Raw genomic sequence first — 17,028 nt, 5'->3', positions numbered from 1 at the left:
CTCAACCGCAGAGTTACAACGGGGGAAGCAATCCCCCCATTGAATTAGGCGCTTTTCGCCAGAGTCATAATATCGATGGGAGATTGGTCAGGTGTATTTTGTACGGTACAGCTGACGCCCAAATCGATCATACGACGGAAAGCATCCAGATCCTTATCATCGACCGATACGGTCTTCGCGATCTGCCGTTTACCTTCATGGAAATGCATATTGCCGATATTGCAATGTTTAATCGGCACACCGCCTTCGACCAAACGTGCGACATCGCTTGGGTTATTGCACAGAATAAAAATTTTCTGGCGCGCTGCGGCCTTATGAATCACATCGATGGTTTTCTGAATAGTAAAGAAGCGTACCTCATATTCACCGCCAGCAGAGGCTTTCATGCCCGCTTGCATGAATGCCGCGCTATCGCCTTCGGCCGCTTCATCGTTGGCAACCAGAATCAGATTGGCCTCAGTATGTTTACCCCAGGTAATACGGATTTGCCCGTGTAGTAAACGCTCATCGATACGAGTCCAGACAATATTAGGCTGATTCATATATTTTCCCTTCGAGTGATTTTTCAAAACCATAAATAGTAACACCTTGTACAACCCGATTAATTTCCCCGGTAGGTGAAGGGTTGTCCGGTGAATTGCCAACGGCGATTGAATTATGGAATGCAAATGCTTGCGCCAACATCAAATAAGCAAACAACAGTCCAATGTCATCGCTTTGTGCTACGCCTGGCACGATAATATGCCGACCGGCAGTGACGGCATGCTCGCTATAAGCGGAGACGGCAATAATTTCCTTGGCAACATTATCATTGCGTAGTTCTTGCAACAGATCGAGATCATACTTACGCGTATAAGGATCGTTGGAAATAAAAACAAAGATTAATGTTTCACTGTTAACTATTGCCTTCGGTCCATGGCGGAATCCCAATGGGGAGTCGTACATGGCAGCGATTCTGCCTGACGTTAACTCCAGCACTTTCAGTGCCGATTCCTGAGCCAATCCCTGTAATCCTCCGCTTCCCAGGTAGATAACACGCTGATACTGCCCAGCCCGGATATTATCCACAAATTGCTGGTTTATTTGTTTGAACCAATCCGCACTTTTTTTACAAAATTCTTCGATATCTTTCGAATATTTATCAAGGCCGGCAAAAATCGTAACTGCCGCCATCATCATTGAGGAGAAGCTGGAGGTCATCGCCAGCGACTGATCGTTAGTCTCCGCCGGCGTCAACACCGCCAAGGCGTTGAGGCTATCCTGGCAGAAACGATACAACTGCCCTTCGGCGTTACAGGTCAGCACCAAGTGATAGCACTGGCTGAGGCATTCGGACGCGACTTGCAATGCCGCCACGCTCTCCGGGCTATTCCCCGAGCGCGCGAACGACACCAACAGCGTCGGCACGTCTTCGCTCAGATACTGTTGCGGGCAAGAGACCAGATCGGTAGTGGCGATCGCCTCCATGCGGCGCGGGACATAACGTGACAGCAGCGGCACCAACGCACGCCCGGCGAAGGCGGAGGTACCCGCGCCGGTGAAGATCACCCGCGCATTGTCGGCCGCCAGCGCGCGATGCAGGAAGGCGCTGATTTGCGCGTGCATGTCGCTAACGATTTGCTGGGTCTTCGCCCAGCAAGCCGGTTGTTGTTCGATCTCTTTTGCCGTCCATGTCGCGCCGAGACGCTGTAAGGCGTCCAGGTCATATCCCATATACTGTTGCATAGTCACGTCCTAATTAGTTGCGCAAGCACGCCTGCGCGTAGCCGGATAAAATGTGTTTAATGTGCGCCTTGACCAACGCTTCGGGTTGCAGCGTCAGGTTGCCCTCACGCACCGCGGTGAATTCACGCGGCAGATACTGGCTGAGCAGCGGGTAAGGGATCGGCGACTGGGTCAGGTTGTCGAACAGCTTCTGCTGCGCCGCCTGTACTGCCGGCGTCGGCCAGTAGTAGCGGATGCGATCGCTAAAGCTGTAGCGACGCGCAAAACGCACCTGCTCTTCGCTGCCGCTGTAATATTTCTGCCAGTTCTGCGGGGCCTCCAGCATCGCCGTTTCGATGGCCTGGCGCAGGCCAGAGCACTGTTCTGCGGCATACATTTCTTCTTCGATATGACACAGGTTGAACAACGCCTCACGTAGGGCGAAAGTCAGCGCCGGACCAACCTTGAGGATGGCAAAATGGTTGTCCACCAGCTCACGATAAGCTTGATCGGTCTGGTAATCGGTCGAGTGTGCCTCAAACACCTGGTGCGGGTAATCCGCCAACACCTGGCTTAGCGCCTGGGCCTGCTGCGGACGGAAATCGATCACTCCAGTATGGTCAAACTCGACGCCCGGCTGTACCACCAGGCCGATCACCCGCTCCCAGCAGTCGGCGACGCCGGCCCGCGCAAAGGCCTCGCGGTGACATTCGATAGTCTGACGCGCCGCCTGCGGTGAGGTGACTTCCAACGTATCGATGTGCTCCTTAGCGCCACCCGGTACCGGAACTTCAGTACCGATCACATACACCAGTTGGCTACGGCCAAACTGTTCACGCGCGGTGCGCTCGGCGATGGCGGCCAGACGCGCGGCACGCTCGGCCACCATGGCATCGCTCAGCGGTAGCGGATCATCGGCGCAGGACATGCTGCAATCGAGGTGGATTTTTTGGAAACCGGCGGCCACATAGGCGGCGATCAGGGTATCGGCATGGGCCATCGCCTCAGCGGCGGGCAGATGCTGCCAACGGTTGGGGCCGAGATGGTCTCCCCCCAAAATCAGGCGGGCAAGCGGGAATTGCAGCAGATCGGCCTGACGGCACACGTAGTCGCGGAAATCGACCGGGGTCATCCCGGTGTAACCGCCGAATTGATCCACCTGGTTAGAGGTGGCTTCGATCAGCAGGAGCGAATCATCCTGCAACGCCTGCTCCATCGCGGCTTCGATAACCAGCGGATGAGCGGAACAGACTGAATAGATACCGACCGGCTCACCGGCCTTGTGACGCTGAACAAGCTGCGCTAACTGATGCATCAAAATAACTCCACAATAAACACGGACCGGTTTACCGTGGAGTCAGCGCGTCACTTCTCTTTTTCAGCGATAATCACTTCGACGTGGGCTTCCCGCAGGCGTTCGACATAATCGTCGGGCACCCCGGAGTCCGTCACCAGGATATCGATATCAGCAAAATCCCGAATCATATGGTAACCACGCTTGCCGAACTTGGTCGAGTCGGCAACCGCGATCACCTGATCGGAGATCTCACACATCAAGCGGTTAAGACTCGCTTCCTGCTCGTTGTGCGTAGTGATACCCGCTCGCAGATCGAATCCATCCACCCCGAGAAAAACTTTGTCGAAACAGAAGTTCTTCAAGCAGGCTTCGGCCTGCGAACCTGAAAAAGACATTGCGCTCTTACGTAACACCCCGCCGGTACACACTACCTCGATACCGGGCGAGGAGACGAGCTCCACGGCGACATCCAGACCGTTAGTCATGACCACCACGTTCTCCAAGCCCCGAAGGTGCCCGGCGATCTCACGGGTCGTCGTACCAGAATCCAGAATCACCGCGTCACCGCTGTTAATCAGCTTGGCCGCCGCCAGACCGATCTGGGATTTCACACCGCTATTACGGTGGCGCTTCTCGTGGACGCTCAGTTCGGCAATCACCCCGGTATTCGGGATAGCCGCCCCATGCGAACGCACGATATAGCCGTTCTCCTCCAGAAAGGTCAGGTCACTGCGGATAGTGACGCTTGAGACGTTAAATCTTGCGGCTAACTCCTCAACGCGAGCTTTCCCTTGAGCGGTCACCACGTTGAAGATTTCCATACGCCTTTCGATTGCTGCCGCTTTCACTTTTGTCCCCTTACGAAACCGGTTGAAGCGGGCTTCAACTGGCCTCGAACTAAGATTAATAACATTACGATTGCTTTCAACACAAACAACCGAAAAATATGATTGCTTTCACAAACTTTCGAATAACCACCACCAACTTTCAAAGCTAGCATAGCGACAACCTAACCGGAACGTCACCCGCGTGGTGACAGGCGCGGTCTATCCGCTGATAGAAGAGCGACATCGAGATCATCGACAAGCAGCATACAGTGCCGATCGCCCTCATTAGGTTGCCCAGGCTATAGAGTAGCAAACGAAAGCAATATTCTTCGTTAACTTACGCATAAAATGAAATAAAAAACAAATAAAAGCGAATAAGGGAAAAATGATGCACTTTCCGTGACAGAGGCATAAAAGGACGACAAGGTTCGAACTTACGCCTGCTTATCCCCTCAACAACGCTTTGGCAGCTATTTATCCAAATATTCCCTAGGGAAAGCAAGTGATAAATCGATTGCCTCACGTCTGTTTTGATCGACTCACCGCCACAGCCGAGGGTAAAATCGCTAATACCTTTACATAACCATCGCAAGGATACGAAAGCAAAACAAGGAGATATTGCGCATAGTGCGAAAAGGAAAACGCAAAGAGAAGGGCGTCGGCGGTAGGCCAGGCCACCGCCGCAGATCAACGACGCAGGAGACGCTGCCCCCCGAGGAGTACACCAACGATAACCATCCCCAACAGCAAGCCGAACAGCATCGCCAGCAAAGAGGGGACGACCCCGCCGAGTAACTCACCCAGCGTCGGCCATGCCCCTGCCGATTGACTCAGGGCGAGAATACCGTGATGCAACCAGGGTAAACCATGCACCACAATACCGCCGCCAACCATAAACATGGCGATCGTCCCCGCCAGCGACAGTAGACGCATCAACCAGGGGGCCGTATAGAGGATAGCGCGCCCCAGGCCACGCGCGATGCGGCTTGGCCGCGCGCCAAGCCACACCCCGGCATCATCCAGCTTCACGATCAACGCCACCAAACCGTACACGCCGAGCGTCATCAGCAAGGCGATGCCACATAGCACCAGCACTTGCTGGACAAAAGGCGCGCTGGCCACCGTACCCAGCGTAATGGCGACGATCTCGGCGGAGAGGATGAAATCGGTACGGATCGCCCCCTTCACCTTGTTACGTTCATAGGCGACGATATCCCCTTGCGTCAGCGCCGCTATCGCTGCCGGAGCCTCGCCCTCATCCTGCGGCCAGCACTTATGCACCAACTTCTCCGCCCCCTCATAACACAAGAAGGCGCCGCCCAGCATCAACAACGGGGTAATCAACCAAGGCGCCACGGCGCTGATCAACAGCGCCAGAGGCACCAGAATCGCCTTATTCAACAAGGAGCCGCACGCGACCGCCCACACCACAGGCAGTTCGCGATCGGCATGCACACCGCTAACCTGTTGGGCGTTGAGCGCCAGATCATCCCCCAATACGCCGGCGGTCTTCCGCGCCGCCACCTTACTCATCAACGCCACATCGTCGAGCAACGAAGCGATATCATCGATCAGGGTCAATAGACTGCTGCCGGCCACCCTCTACCTCCTTCTTACCATGATCGCGCCAGTGAGCATACGCCGCGAAGATCCAACAGTCGTACACCCTCAGGCGCACGCGCCCATCACCTCTGCACGAGGCATAACCTTAATTTTCAGCCAGACGCTGGCCCAGATTTTTCTGTTGTTTGTAGCTGAGGGCCGCCGCCGGTACCGGCGACGCCTTGCCCGTCAGCATCCATTCACGCAGGCGGTTAGCATCGGCGAAGTGGGTATATTTGCCAAAGGCATCCAATACCACCAGGGCCACCGGGCGCCCGCCGATCACCGTGCGCATCGCCAGGCAGTGTCCCGCCTGATTGGTGAATCCGGTCTTGGTCAGCGCGATGTTCCACTTATCATTGCGCAACAAGTGATTGGTATTGTTAAAGGTTTCTGTATAGGTCGGGTGACGGAAAGTCACGCTCTGGGTTTCCGTCGTGCTGAGTTCACTGATCAATGGATACGTCTTCGTCGCTTGCAGCAACTTAACCAGATCACGCGCGCTCGACACGTTCAGCGGAGAGAGGCCGGTCGGCTCGACATAGTGGGTACGCGTCATGCCCAACGCCCGGGCCTTGGCGTTCATCGCGCGAATGAAGGCGTCGTAGCCGCCGGGATAATGGTGCGCCAAGGTCGCGGCGGCGCGGTTTTCCGACGACATCAACGCCAACAGCAGCATCTGGCGACGTGTCTGCTCGCTGCCGACCCGTACCCGTGAGAAGACGCCTTTCAATTCTTTGGTATGACGGATATCGACCGCAATCACTTCGTTCAGATCAGGATGGGCGTCCAGCGCCACCATCGCCGTCATCAGCTTGGTGATCGAGGCGATCGGCACCTGCACATCGGGATGGCTGGCGTAGATCACCTGATGGGTATTCAGATCCATCACCATGGCGCTTCCCGAGGCGAGCGCCAACGGGGCACGCTGTTGCGCGGAGGGGGCATTGTCACTGGCCTGCACCGCTGGCAACGCCGCCAGAGTACCGCCCACGATCAGTAAACTTAATAGGGAATAACGGAGTGTAACAACCATGTTTCTTCATTAATCTCGCTAGGGAATGACCCGGGATGCGCCGGGAAACCCGCCATACTGATGGCCGACTGCGGCCTATGGGCGGGAATAGTGAGCCGAAAAGGCATGTCTATCATGGCATTAGCGGCTACAATGCGTTGCGTGCGCACCGACACAGTATAGACGCTGGCGGCGCGTTGGGCGCGGCGGCACACAGCCTAATCGCTCGCCGGAAAGGCAGCAAAAATAAAAATGTTTCCGTATGTGAATGGCGCGACGCGCTACATGCAAACAAAATTATTGCGGCCAAAGCGGGGAAAAGATACACGAACAGATAGCCTTGACTATAGTTGTTTTATCAGTGGGATAACCGCTAAAACGCCCCGCGCTCGCCACACCGCTGCACGGGAACGAAACGACAAAATGAGGGAGGCATTATGGGGCTAAAAGATACCCTGCTGGCGCTGTTGGTGGTGGCGATCTGGGGCGTCGGCTTTGTGGCGATGCAGCTAGGGCTGCAACACCTATCGCCGCTGCTCCTGGGCGGCCTGCGCTGTTTGCTGCTGGCGCTGCCCGCCATCTTCCTACTGCCGCGCCCGGCCCTCGCGGCACACACGCTGATCCTGTATGGCCTGCTGATCGGTTTCGGCCAGTTTGCTTTCCTGTTTTTCGCCCTGCATGGCGGCCTCAGTGCGGGCGTAGCCGCGATGTTGCTGCAACTACAGCTGCTGTTTACCGTGCTGCTCGGCACCCTACTGTTCGGCGAACGCATCCGCCTCAGTCAGCTCTTTGCGCTACTGTTGGTGTTCGCCGGCGTGGCGTTACTGTTACACCCGGGCGCCGATGGGCTCTCGCTACCAGAAGGCGCCGTTCTGTTAGCCCTGGGAGCCGCCCTGTGCCTGGCGCTGGGTAATCTGATCCAGCGTCTGCGCATCCGCGACAGCATTCAAGGCTCGTTACCGGCATTGATCGCCTGGGCCGCATTGGCACCGATCCTGCCTTTCTTCCTCGCCGCCTGGCTGTTCGATGGGGACGAAGCTACCCTGACGGCCCTGCGCGGGCTCGATCTTACCACCTTGCTGGCGCTGCTTTATCTGGCCTACATCGCGACCCATCTGGCCTACGCCATCTGGGGACGCTTGCTCAGGCGTAACCACACCGGCTACTTGATGCCCTTTACCCTGCTGATTCCGTTGATCGCACTGGCCGCCGATAAGATCATTCTGGGCACCACATTGAGCGCCGTACAGCTCTATAGCCTGTTGTTGATCCTACTCGGCCTGGCGCTGGCGCTGTTGGGTAACCGCCTGATGGATTTCCGCGTGGTGCGCCACTGAGTCGCCCCCAGGGCTGGGCGCATTCGCCTCGGTCTTAGCGCACACCGCTCGGCGATGACACGCGACTCACGGCGAGCCGGCGCTTACTCGGCGCATGACAGCGCATCGATGCGCGCCGCGATCGCCGATGTCGCCATCAGCGGCCGCACCTGGCGAAACAGCGTCTCCGCCTGGGGATAGACCTTACGCAAATAGCCAAGCCACTGCTTGATGCGCGCCACATGGTACAGACCGGTATCGCCCTGCTTCTCCAGACGAACGTAACGCTGCAACAGCGCCACGACCTCCGGCCACGCCAACGGCGCGGCGTTATCTTTCACCACCCGGCTCAGGTTAGGGATATTCAACGCTCCGCGTCCGATCATCACGGCGTCGCAACCGGTCTGCGCCAGGCAGGCTTGAGCGCTGGCATAATCCCAGATCTCACCGTTGGCGATCACCGGGATCGACAGACGCCGCCGGATCTCGCCGATCGCTGCCCAATTGATGCGTTCGGCGCGATAGCCGTCCTCCTTGGTGCGCCCATGGACCACCAGCTCCGTCGCTCCAGCCTGTTGCACCGCATCGGCGATCTCGAAGCGCTGGCTAGCACTCTCCCAGCCCAGACGCACCTTGACCGTGACCGGCAGCGCTGCGGGCACCGCCTGGCGCATCGCCCGTACGCCCGCGTAGATCTGTGCCGGATCCTTCAGCAGCGTCGCGCCCCCACCGCTACCATTGACCGCCTTCGACGGACAGCCGCAATTGAAGTCGACGCCGGGTGATCCCAGGGTTACCGCGCGCAGGGCGTTTTCTGCTAGCCAGTGTGGTGACTGCCCCAGTAACTGGATGCGTACCGGCGTGCCGCTGCGTGTGCGGCTGTGACGATGCAGCTCCGGGCAGAGGCGGTAGAACACCTTTTCCGGCAACAGGCGATCCACCACCCGCACAAACTCGGTGATGCACAGATCGTAATCATTCACCTCGCTCAACAGCTCGCGTACCAAGGCATCGAGCACCCCTTCCATCGGCGCCAACAGCACCCGTTTGACTTTCGGCATACCTTTCCCCTCGTGGATAGCGGCGCAGATAGTACTGAGTTCCTGTGCCGCCCGCAACGCAGGCGCGGCCCATCACGCATCGTCGTGACGTCGTCGCCAACCGTCCCACGGCGCGGCCGGATCGCTCGGCGCATCCTGCAATGACGCCAGATAAAGTGCCTCAACCTTGGCGCGCGCCCAAGGGGTACGGCGCAGAAACTTGAGGCTCGACTTGATGCTAGGATCGCTCAGAAAGCAATTGATGGCGATACGGCGGCCCAACTCCGGCCAACCGTAGCGTGCCACCAGCGCGTTGAGTAACGCTTCGAGAGTGACCCCGTGCAGGGGATCGCGTGATATAGACATGAGGATTATCCGCTTGGCATGAAAGGCGCTTACCCTAACGGCCTTAGCGCCGCCGGGCAAGCAAAAGCGACGCCGTTACGGCGCCGTCTTGAACTGTTCGCGTAACTGATGAATTTCATCACGCAACGCGGCGGCCTGCTCGAACTCCAGGTTCTGCGCATGCTGGTACATCTGCCCCTCTAGGCGCTGGATCTGCTGTTCGAGCTGTTTGGCAGAGAGGCCGCTGTAGGCGCGCGGCGGCTCGGCAGCCCGCTGCCCGCGCGTCCCTTTGCCACGCCCGCGCGTCGGAGCGTCACCCAGTTGCAGGATATCGGTCACCTTCTTGTTCAGCGCCTGTGGCACGATGCCATGCGCGAGGTTAAACGCCTGCTGGCGTTCGCGCCGCCGTTCCGTCTCGCCGATCGCCCGCGCCATCGACGGCGTGACGCTATCGGCATACAGGATCGCCTTGCCGTTGAGGTTACGCGCCGCTCGACCGATGGTCTGGATCAGCGAGCGTTCGGAACGCAGAAAGCCCTCCTTGTCGGCGTCCAGGATCGCCACCAGGGAGACTTCCGGCATATCCAAACCTTCGCGCAGCAGGTTGATGCCCACCAGGGCATCGAACTCGCCCAGACGCAGATCGCGGATGATCTCCATGCGCTCGACGGTGTCGATATCGGAGTGTAGATAGCGCACCCGCACCCCATGCTCCTCCAGATACTCAGTCAGATCCTCGGCCATTCGCTTGGTCAGGGTGGTCACCAGCACCCGCTCGCCGCTCGCGGCGCGCGCATTGATCTCCGACAGCAGATCGTCCACCTGGGTCGCCACCGGGCGTACCTCGATCTGCGGATCGAGCAGGCCGGTCGGACGCACCACCTGATCGATCACCTCACCACCCGACTTCTCCAGCTCATAGTTGCCCGGCGTCGCCGAAACATAGATCGTCTGCGGGGCCAACGCCTCAAACTCCTCGAAACGTAGCGGCCGGTTATCCAACGCGGAAGGCAGACGGAAACCATACTCGACCAACGTCTCCTTGCGCGCTCGGTCGCCACGGTACATGCCGCCGATCTGCGGGATGGTGACGTGCGACTCATCGATCACCAACAAACCGTCCGCCGGCAGGTAGTCGAACAGGGTCGGCGGCGGCTCGCCGGGCCCACGTCCGGAGAGGTAGCGGGAGTAGTTTTCGATCCCCGAGCAGTACCCCAGCTCATTCATCATCTCCAGATCGAACTGAGTTCGTTGGCTGAGGCGCTGCTCTTCCAGCAGCTTGTTATTGGCCAGCAGCACCTGTCGGCGCTGCGCCAGTTCGCCGCGGATCTCCTCCATCGCCTGCAAGATACGCTCGCGCGGCGTGACATAATGGGTTTTCGGATAGACGGTGAAGCGTGGAACCTGACGCAACAGTTGACCGGTGAGCGGGTCGAACAGCGACAGACGCTCCACCTCCTCGTCGAACAGCTCCACCCGCAACGCCTGATCCTCGGCCTCGGCGGGGAAAATATCGATCACCTCGCCGCGCACACGGAAGGTACCGCGTGCGAAAGCCTGATCGTTACGGGTGTATTGCAGCTCGGAGAGACGACGCAGGATGGCGCGCTGATCGATCAACATCCCCTGGGTCAGGTGCAGCATCATCTTCAGATAGAGATCGGGATCACCCAGGCCATAGATCGCCGAGACCGAGGCAACCACCACCACATCGCGTCGTTCCAATAACGCCTTGGTGGCCGAGAGCCGCATCTGTTCGATGTGTTCGTTGACCGAGGCGTCTTTCTCGATGAAGGTGTCGGAACTGGGTACATAGGCTTCCGGCTGGTAATAGTCGTAGTAAGAGACGAAATACTCGACCGCATTGTCGGGGAAGAATTGCTTCATCTCACCATACAGTTGGGCAGCCAGCGTCTTATTCGGCGCCATCACCATGGTTGGCCGATTGAGATCGGCGATCACGTTGGCGATGGTGAACGTCTTGCCCGAGCCGGTCACCCCTAGCAGCGTCTGATGCGCCAGGCCATCCTCCAGCCCCTCCTCCAGGCGGCGAATCGCCTCGGGCTGATCGCCGGAGGGCTGAAAGGCGGAATGCAATTTGAAGGTTTTACTCATGGCTCGCTACCCCATAGCTTGCGCGGCGGCAAAATGCCGACGGAGCAGCCGCACCTCGCCCGCCGGATCATCGCGTGAAGCCGTCATGTTACTGGATGGCCCGCCGGCTTAAAATAGCCGCCCCGCTCGTCGCGGCAAACATTCACCTGGCACTCACAACTGTCACATAAAAATGACATTTATCCCCATTCCGACATTACCCGCGCGCTTCCCCGCCGCCGGGCCGTTGTCAAGAGGGGAACGCCGGCAACGGTGAAAACGTCGCACCGCCTTGCTTTTGTTTAATTATTTGATATACAAGGAAATCATTCAAAAGCCGAGAATCCGAGCGGGTTAAGTGCAAGCCGCATAGGCACTGGCTTGGCGTCGGTTTTCTAAACCTAATACACAAGGTTATCCACAGGAATGGTGGATAACTTCGCGCGCCCCGCGGGAGAGCGCCCGTGCGGAGTCGGCGATTTTTTTTCGCCCGCCCGACACAGGCGGTTTATTAAACGAATATGCAGATTAAAAACAAATAAACAATCTAATTTTCAGTTATCAAGGAGGGCGGGCTAAGCTTCCGCCGCCAGCAGCGCGGTCAGATCCAAGTAGGCGGCTCGCGCCTGGCTGTCCAGCGCCGGATCAAAGGGGATCTCTCCCAGGCAGGGCACGGATAACCCCTGTCGCAGGGTCGCCAAATACTCCGCATGACGCCGACCGGGTGCCTGGATCTGATTGGCCACCCAACCGGCCAATGGCAGGCCGGCGGCCGTGATCGCCCGCGCGCTCAGTAAGGCGTGATTGATGCAGCCCAGCTTCACCCCCACCACCAGGATCACCGGCAGACGCTCTTGCACCACCCACTGATCGAAACCATAATCCGAGCTCAACGGGGTCAACCAGCCCCCCGCGCCCTCCACCACGACCCACTGCGCCCGGCGCTGTAGAGCATGTAACCCGGCGCTGAGGCGACGCGGATCGATGAGCACCCCCTGCGCTGCGCTGACGATATGCGGGGAGGTCGGTTCGGCGAAGGTGTAAGGATTCACCTCCTGGTAGCGCAGCGCCAAGTTCGAGGCGGCCTGCAAGGCCAACGCATCGGCATTACGCAACCCTTCCGCCTCCCATTCGCTCCCGGAGGCGACCGGCTTATAACCGGCACAACACAGACCATGGCGCGCCGCCGCCTGAAGCAATGCTGTGCTGACCACCGTCTTGCCCACATCGGTATCGGTTCCGGTAATAAACCAACTCTGAGTACGACTAGCCACGCGTCAATTCTCCTACCACCAGTTGATAACTTAGCGCGACGCCCTGTGCCTGGCGTGGATAGCACTGCGCCAGGCGTGCCAAACGCTGGCGTCCGCTTAATCCCCCCATCCGTCCCGCATGCAAATGGGTGGCGCCGATCCCTTTCAGCGACCGCATCAAGGCCACAACATCAGGAAAGTGATAACGCAGGGTATGCATCGTCAGGCAATGGCGATAGGGGGCGCAGGCCGCCGCAATCTGTTCGTGACGCAGAAAGCGGTTGACGTGTTGCCGCCCGTCCACCTGCCGCCAGGCCGCGGCCAGCTCCTGCAACGAGCCGTCGGCCAGGGTGGTGAATACCACCCGGCCACCGGGGCGCGTTACCCGCATCAACTCACCCAGCGCGCGAGGCAACGAAGCGCACCACTGGATCGCTAAGTTACAGAAGCAGAGATCCACACAGGCATCGGCTAACGGCAGGCGCTCCATATCGGCCAACACATAGTGCTGCGCGCTGTCCAGGCGCCGCGCCTGCGCCAACATGCCGGGTGCCAGATCGAGCGCTGTGACGCGGTAATCGCAGGCAGTCAGACGTCGGCTAAAATAGCCGGTACCGCACCCGACGTCCAAGGCCACACGCCCGGCCCCCGCGCCATCCAGCAGCGCCAACAGACGCTCGCCGCTGTGGCGCTGAAAGGCAGCCGCCGCGTCATAACTGTGGGCGGCGCGACTAAAGGCCGCCGCCACCGCCGGTTTGTCGACCCACTCATGCGCCAGCGTCATCGAGCGCCTCCAGCAATCGTTCGATATCTTGCGTCTGGTGCGCCGCGCTCAGGGTGATGCGCAAACGGGCACTGCCCGGCGGCACGGTTGGCGGACGCATGGCCCCCACCCATAGCCCGCGCGCGCGCAAGCGTTGCGCCAAATCCAACGCCGCCTGATTCTCGCCGACGATCAGCGGTTGAATCGCGCTAGGCGAGTCTGCCAAGCGCCAACGTCCCCCCGCCAAGGCCTGGCGGAAGCGCGCCACATGGCGCGCCAGACGCGCCCGCTCCTCGTCGGCCTGGCGCACCACCTGGAGGGCGCTCAGCAAGGCACAGGCTTGGGCCGGCGGCATGCTGGTGCTATAGATCAGGTGACGAGCAAACTGCAACAGATACTCCGCCAACGATTCGCTGCACAGCAGCGCCGCCCCACTGATGCCGAAGGCCTTGCCGAAGGTGACGATCAGCAGATCGGGGCGAACCCCTTGGGCATCGCAACTGCCGCGCCCCTCGCGACCACAGACCCCCACCCCGTGGGCATCGTCCACCATCAGCCAGGCCGCATGGCGATCACACAGGGTGCGTAGCGCGGCTAATGGCGCGCTATCGCCATCCATACTGAAGATCCCTTCGGTTACCACCAGGCTCTCACCGTCATGCGGTGCGGCCAACAGTCGCGCCAACGACGCGGGGTGATTATGTTGGAAACGACGCAACTGACTCGGCGCCAACATCGCCGCCTCCATCAGCGAAGCATGGCTCAGTTTATCCGCCAGCACCCGATCCTGACGCTGCATCAACGCCAGGATCAGCGCCTGGTTGGCGGCGAAGCCGGAGATAAACAGCAACGCACGCGGGTAACCGAGCCAGTCGGCCAACGCGGCCTCCAACGCCGCATGGGCCGTGGTATGACCGGTAACATGGCCGGAGCCGCCGGCGCCACTGCCATAACGCGCCAACCCCTGTTGCCAGGCGGCGATCGGTGCCGGGTGCTGACTCAGTCCCAAGTAGTCGTTAGCCGCAAAGTTGAGATAACGCCGCCCGTCGATGACGATCTCTCGTCCCCCGGGCGCCTCGCGTACCGTACGTCGCCGGTAGGCGTCGGCAGCTTGGCGCGCCGCCAAAGCCTGTGCAAGCCGTGTCTGCCAGCCCATATCAGCGCGCCGCGTTGTAGAACAGGTCGCTATCGGCATGCAACACCTGTTCGGTCAAGTGTTGCTGTTGCTGTTGGTCGCCGTAAGCCACCTGAGTCTGCTGTGGATTTAACCCCAGTTTACGGAACAACTGCCGATCGCGATCCTCCGCCGGATTAGGGGTAGTCAGCAGCCGGCAGCCATAGAAGATCGCGTTAGCCCCGGCCATAAAACACAGCGCCTGGGTCTGCTCGTTCATCTGCTCACGCCCGGCAGAGAGTCGCACATACGAGGTCGGCATCATGATGCGCGCCGCGGCGATGGTGCGAATGAAGTCGAACGGCTCGACGTCAGGATTATCCGCCAGTGGCGTTCCCGCCACTTTCACCAACATGTTGATCGGTACGCTCTCCGGCGGCGTCGGTAGGTTGGCCAACTCCACGAGCAAGGCGGCACGATCGCGCTCGGACTCACCCAGCCCGACGATCCCGCCGGAACATACCTTGATCCCCGCCGCGCGCACGCGCTCTAGGGTATCCAGGCGATCTTGGTAACGACGGGTGGTAATGATATTGGCGTAGTATTCCGGCGAGGTGTCCAGGTTATGGTTGTAGTAGTCCAAGCCCGCCTGCGCCAGGCGCTGTGCCTGACTATCGCTTAACGCCCCCAGCGTCATGCACGCCTCCATGCCCAACGCCTTAACACCGCGCACCATCTGCTCCAGGTAGGGCATATCGCGCTCATGGGGATTCTTCCACGCCGCCCCCATGCAGAAACGGGTCGAACCGGCGGCGCGAGCCTGACGCGCCGAAGCCAACACCTGCTCCACCTCCATCAGCCGCTCGGCCTCTAGCCCCGTCTTGTAACGCGCGCTCTGCGGACAATATTTGCAGTCTTCCGGGCAAGCGCCGGTCTTGATAGACAGCAGGGTGCTCACCTGCACCTGACGCGGGTCAAAATGTTGGCGGTGAACCTGCTGGGCCTGAAACAACAGCTCTAACAGGGGATATTCAAACAGCGCCTGCGCCTGCGCCAAGGTCCAGCGCCCGGAATGCGGTATCTCTGCCACGGTGGCTTCTCCCATCGAATGAGTCGGTAAATCGTCGGCTCAGTGTAAGGCGGGAAAATAACGTGTCAACCATACTTAATGCCAAAAGGTTGACAATATCGGCGCGATACGCGGGCGCGATTACGGCACACGGCATGACGCCGGCGGCATAAAGCGTTACAATGTCAACCTTAACCATAAATGTAAGGTTGACCAAATAAGCCATGGATTTCAGCGCACTCGACTTCGATCGCCGCCATATCTGGCACCCCTACACCTCGATGAGCCGGCCGTTACCGGTCTACCCCATCGTTGCGGCCAGCGGCTGCGAACTACAGCTGGCGGACGGCCGCCGGTTGGTGGACGGCATGTCCTCCTGGTGGGCCGCCATCCACGGCTATAATCATCCGCACCTGAATCAAGCGCTGAGCCGCCAGCTGACACAGATGGCGCACGTCATGTTCGGCGGCATCACCCACCCGGCGGCGGTGGCGCTGTGCCAAAAGCTGGTGGCGTTGACACCGGCGGCATTGGAGTGCGTGTTTCTCGCCGATTCCGGCTCTGTCGCCGTGGAAGTGGCGTTGAAGATGGCGTTGCAATACTGGCAGGCACGCGGCGAACCGCGTCAGCGCTTCCTCACCTTGCGTCACGGCTACCATGGCGATACCTTCGGTGCTATGGCGGTGTGTGATCCGGATAACTCGATGCATAGCCTGTATCACGGTTACCTGCCGCAACACCTGTTCGCCCCGGCACCGCAATGCGCCTTCGACGACGCGTGGGATGAGGCAGACTTTGTCCCCTTCGCCCGTCTGCTGGCGGCGCACCACACCGAGATCGCCGCCGTGATCCTCGAACCCCTGGTACAGGGTGCCGGCGGCATGCGTTTCTACCATCCGCGTTACCTGCAACGCGTGCGTCAAGCCTGTAGCCGCCACGGGGTATTGCTGATCGCCGATGAGATCGCCACCGGCTTTGGCCGCAGCGGGGCGTTATTCGCCTGCGACCACGCCGCCATCACTCCCGATATTCTCTGTCTCGGTAAGGCATTGACTGGCGGCTACCTGACCCTCTCCGCCACCCTGACTACCCGCGCCGTTGCCGACACCATCAGCGAGGGGGAGGCGGGCTGCTTTATGCATGGCCCTACCTTTATGGGCAACCCGCTGGCCTGCGCCGCGGCGGTGGCCAGTCTGGAGCTGATCGAGCAGGGGCACTGGCGTGGTCAGGTCGCCGCCATCGCGTCTCAGCTGCGTGCGGAGCTACTGCCGCTCAATGCGCACCCCCGTGTACGCCAGGCTCGGGTGCTCGGCGCTATCGGCGTGGTGGAGACGCATCAGCCGGTCAATATGGCCGCCCTGCAAGCCTTCTTCGTCGCACAAGGCGTCTGGATCCGTCCCTTCGGCCATCTGATCTACCTGATGCCGCCCTACCCGATCAGCGCCACACAGCTAACGCGGCTGACAGAGACAATCGGTGCGGCACTCGAGCATGACGCTCACTTTTTGCCCTAAATCGGTTGCGCCAGCTTCCCCCGTAAGCAATGGTAAACCCAGCGCCGCCGTCACGGCGCGTTGGGTTCCTGTCCC

15 protein-coding genes are annotated in these 17,028 nt (G+C 59.7%); 2 read left to right on the top strand and 13 right to left on the bottom strand.

Features of this window, described 5'->3' with window-relative positions:
- Window positions 1-44 precede the first annotated feature (44 nt).
- The 6 genes from agaV to pbpG all read right to left on the bottom strand — a co-directional run bounded on the left by agaV (window position 45) and on the right by pbpG (window position 6,466).
- A complete protein-coding gene (agaV, locus tag EHO01S_RS06985; RefSeq protein ID WP_024523283.1) occupies window positions 45-542 on the bottom strand; it encodes a PTS N-acetylgalactosamine transporter subunit IIB in 498 nt (165 codons plus the stop codon).
- Entirely contained in the window at window positions 529-1,725 is a 1,197-nt protein-coding gene (locus tag EHO01S_RS06980) for an SIS domain-containing protein (protein ID WP_024523282.1), read from the bottom strand. Before EHO01S_RS06980 ends, agaV begins: the two co-directional genes overlap by 14 nt.
- Before the next feature lie 13 nt (window positions 1,726-1,738).
- Window positions 1,739-3,019 carry a tagatose-bisphosphate aldolase subunit KbaZ gene (kbaZ, locus tag EHO01S_RS06975; RefSeq protein ID WP_024523281.1) on the bottom strand — a complete coding sequence of 427 codons (1,281 nt, stop codon included), beginning with the start codon at window positions 3,017-3,019 and terminating at the stop codon, window positions 1,739-1,741.
- Window positions 3,020-3,069: 50 nt separating this feature from the next.
- Window positions 3,070-3,849 (bottom strand): transcriptional repressor AgaR, encoded by a 780-nt coding sequence (gene agaR / locus EHO01S_RS06970; RefSeq protein ID WP_024523280.1) that lies wholly within the window; start codon window positions 3,847-3,849, stop codon window positions 3,070-3,072.
- Between the two features lie 666 nt (window positions 3,850-4,515).
- Window positions 4,516-5,427 (bottom strand): DUF808 domain-containing protein, encoded by a 912-nt coding sequence (locus EHO01S_RS06965; RefSeq protein WP_024523279.1) that lies wholly within the window; start codon window positions 5,425-5,427, stop codon window positions 4,516-4,518.
- Between the two features lie 109 nt (window positions 5,428-5,536).
- Entirely contained in the window at window positions 5,537-6,466 is a 930-nt protein-coding gene (pbpG, locus tag EHO01S_RS06960) for a D-alanyl-D-alanine endopeptidase (RefSeq protein ID WP_024523278.1), read from the bottom strand.
- A 416-nt stretch (window positions 6,467-6,882) separates the two neighbouring features.
- Between pbpG and EHO01S_RS06955 the strand changes: the two genes are divergently transcribed.
- Window positions 6,883-7,782 (top strand): EamA family transporter, encoded by a 900-nt coding sequence (locus EHO01S_RS06955; RefSeq protein WP_024523277.1) that lies wholly within the window; start codon window positions 6,883-6,885, stop codon window positions 7,780-7,782.
- Between the two features lie 83 nt (window positions 7,783-7,865).
- Here the strand turns inward: EHO01S_RS06955 and dusC are convergent, their stop codons facing one another.
- The 7 genes from dusC to bioB all read right to left on the bottom strand — a co-directional run bounded on the left by dusC (window position 7,866) and on the right by bioB (window position 15,451).
- The gene (dusC, locus tag EHO01S_RS06950) at window positions 7,866-8,822 is read right to left on the bottom strand and encodes a tRNA dihydrouridine(16) synthase DusC (RefSeq protein ID WP_024523276.1); all 957 of its coding nucleotides are present in this window, start codon (window positions 8,820-8,822) and stop codon (window positions 7,866-7,868) included.
- 72 nt (window positions 8,823-8,894) lie between these two features.
- Complete coding sequence (locus EHO01S_RS06945) at window positions 8,895-9,167, bottom strand: VF530 family protein (RefSeq protein ID WP_024523275.1); 273 nt, start codon at window positions 9,165-9,167, stop codon at window positions 8,895-8,897.
- Between the two features lie 75 nt (window positions 9,168-9,242).
- A complete protein-coding gene (gene uvrB / locus EHO01S_RS06940; RefSeq protein WP_024523274.1) occupies window positions 9,243-11,261 on the bottom strand; it encodes an excinuclease ABC subunit UvrB in 2,019 nt (672 codons plus the stop codon).
- A 554-nt stretch (window positions 11,262-11,815) separates the two neighbouring features.
- Complete coding sequence (bioD, locus tag EHO01S_RS06935; protein WP_024523273.1) at window positions 11,816-12,514, bottom strand: dethiobiotin synthase; 699 nt, start codon at window positions 12,512-12,514, stop codon at window positions 11,816-11,818.
- Complete coding sequence (bioC, locus tag EHO01S_RS06930) at window positions 12,507-13,277, bottom strand: malonyl-ACP O-methyltransferase BioC (protein ID WP_024523272.1); 771 nt, start codon at window positions 13,275-13,277, stop codon at window positions 12,507-12,509. The genes bioD and bioC overlap by 8 nt, the downstream gene beginning before the upstream one ends.
- Window positions 13,261-14,412, bottom strand: a complete 1,152-nt coding sequence (gene bioF, locus EHO01S_RS06925; RefSeq protein WP_024523271.1) for an 8-amino-7-oxononanoate synthase — start codon at window positions 14,410-14,412, stop codon at window positions 13,261-13,263. The genes bioC and bioF overlap by 17 nt, the downstream gene beginning before the upstream one ends.
- A 1-nt stretch (window position 14,413) precedes the next feature.
- Complete coding sequence (gene bioB, locus EHO01S_RS06920; RefSeq protein ID WP_024523270.1) at window positions 14,414-15,451, bottom strand: biotin synthase BioB; 1,038 nt, start codon at window positions 15,449-15,451, stop codon at window positions 14,414-14,416.
- Between the two features lie 212 nt (window positions 15,452-15,663).
- Here bioB and bioA point away from each other — a divergent pair, with 212 nt between their 5' ends.
- Window positions 15,664-16,953, top strand: a complete 1,290-nt coding sequence (bioA, locus tag EHO01S_RS06915) for an adenosylmethionine--8-amino-7-oxononanoate transaminase (RefSeq protein ID WP_024523269.1) — start codon at window positions 15,664-15,666, stop codon at window positions 16,951-16,953.
- Window positions 16,954-17,028: the final 75 nt, after the last annotated feature.

It is taken from the genome of Edwardsiella hoshinae NBRC 105699 = ATCC 33379 (assembly GCF_000474215.1).
Lineage (GTDB): Bacteria > Pseudomonadota > Gammaproteobacteria > Enterobacterales > Enterobacteriaceae > Edwardsiella > Edwardsiella hoshinae.
The sequence above is the reverse complement of the archived record's forward strand: the minus strand, read 5'-3'. Positions and strand labels throughout refer to the sequence as shown.

Coding starts and splice junctions, on each gene's coding strand:
- agaV (WP_024523283.1), bottom strand. CDS start 542: ATGAATCAGCCTAATATTGTCTGGACTCGTATCGATGAGCGTTTACTA.
- EHO01S_RS06980 (WP_024523282.1), bottom strand. CDS start 1,725: ATGCAACAGTATATGGGATATGACCTGGACGCCTTACAGCGTCTCGGC.
- kbaZ (WP_024523281.1), bottom strand. CDS start 3,019: ATGCATCAGTTAGCGCAGCTTGTTCAGCGTCACAAGGCCGGTGAGCCG.
- pbpG (WP_024523278.1), bottom strand. CDS start 6,466: ATGGTTGTTACACTCCGTTATTCCCTATTAAGTTTACTGATCGTGGGC.
- EHO01S_RS06955 (WP_024523277.1), top strand. CDS start 6,883: ATGGGGCTAAAAGATACCCTGCTGGCGCTGTTGGTGGTGGCGATCTGG.
- dusC (WP_024523276.1), bottom strand. CDS start 8,822: ATGCCGAAAGTCAAACGGGTGCTGTTGGCGCCGATGGAAGGGGTGCTC.
- EHO01S_RS06945 (WP_024523275.1), bottom strand. CDS start 9,167: ATGTCTATATCACGCGATCCCCTGCACGGGGTCACTCTCGAAGCGTTA.
- uvrB (WP_024523274.1), bottom strand. CDS start 11,261: ATGAGTAAAACCTTCAAATTGCATTCCGCCTTTCAGCCCTCCGGCGAT.
- bioC (WP_024523272.1), bottom strand. CDS start 13,277: ATGACGCTGGCGCATGAGTGGGTCGACAAACCGGCGGTGGCGGCGGCC.
- bioF (WP_024523271.1), bottom strand. CDS start 14,412: ATGGGCTGGCAGACACGGCTTGCACAGGCTTTGGCGGCGCGCCAAGCT.
- bioA (WP_024523269.1), top strand. CDS start 15,664: ATGGATTTCAGCGCACTCGACTTCGATCGCCGCCATATCTGGCACCCC.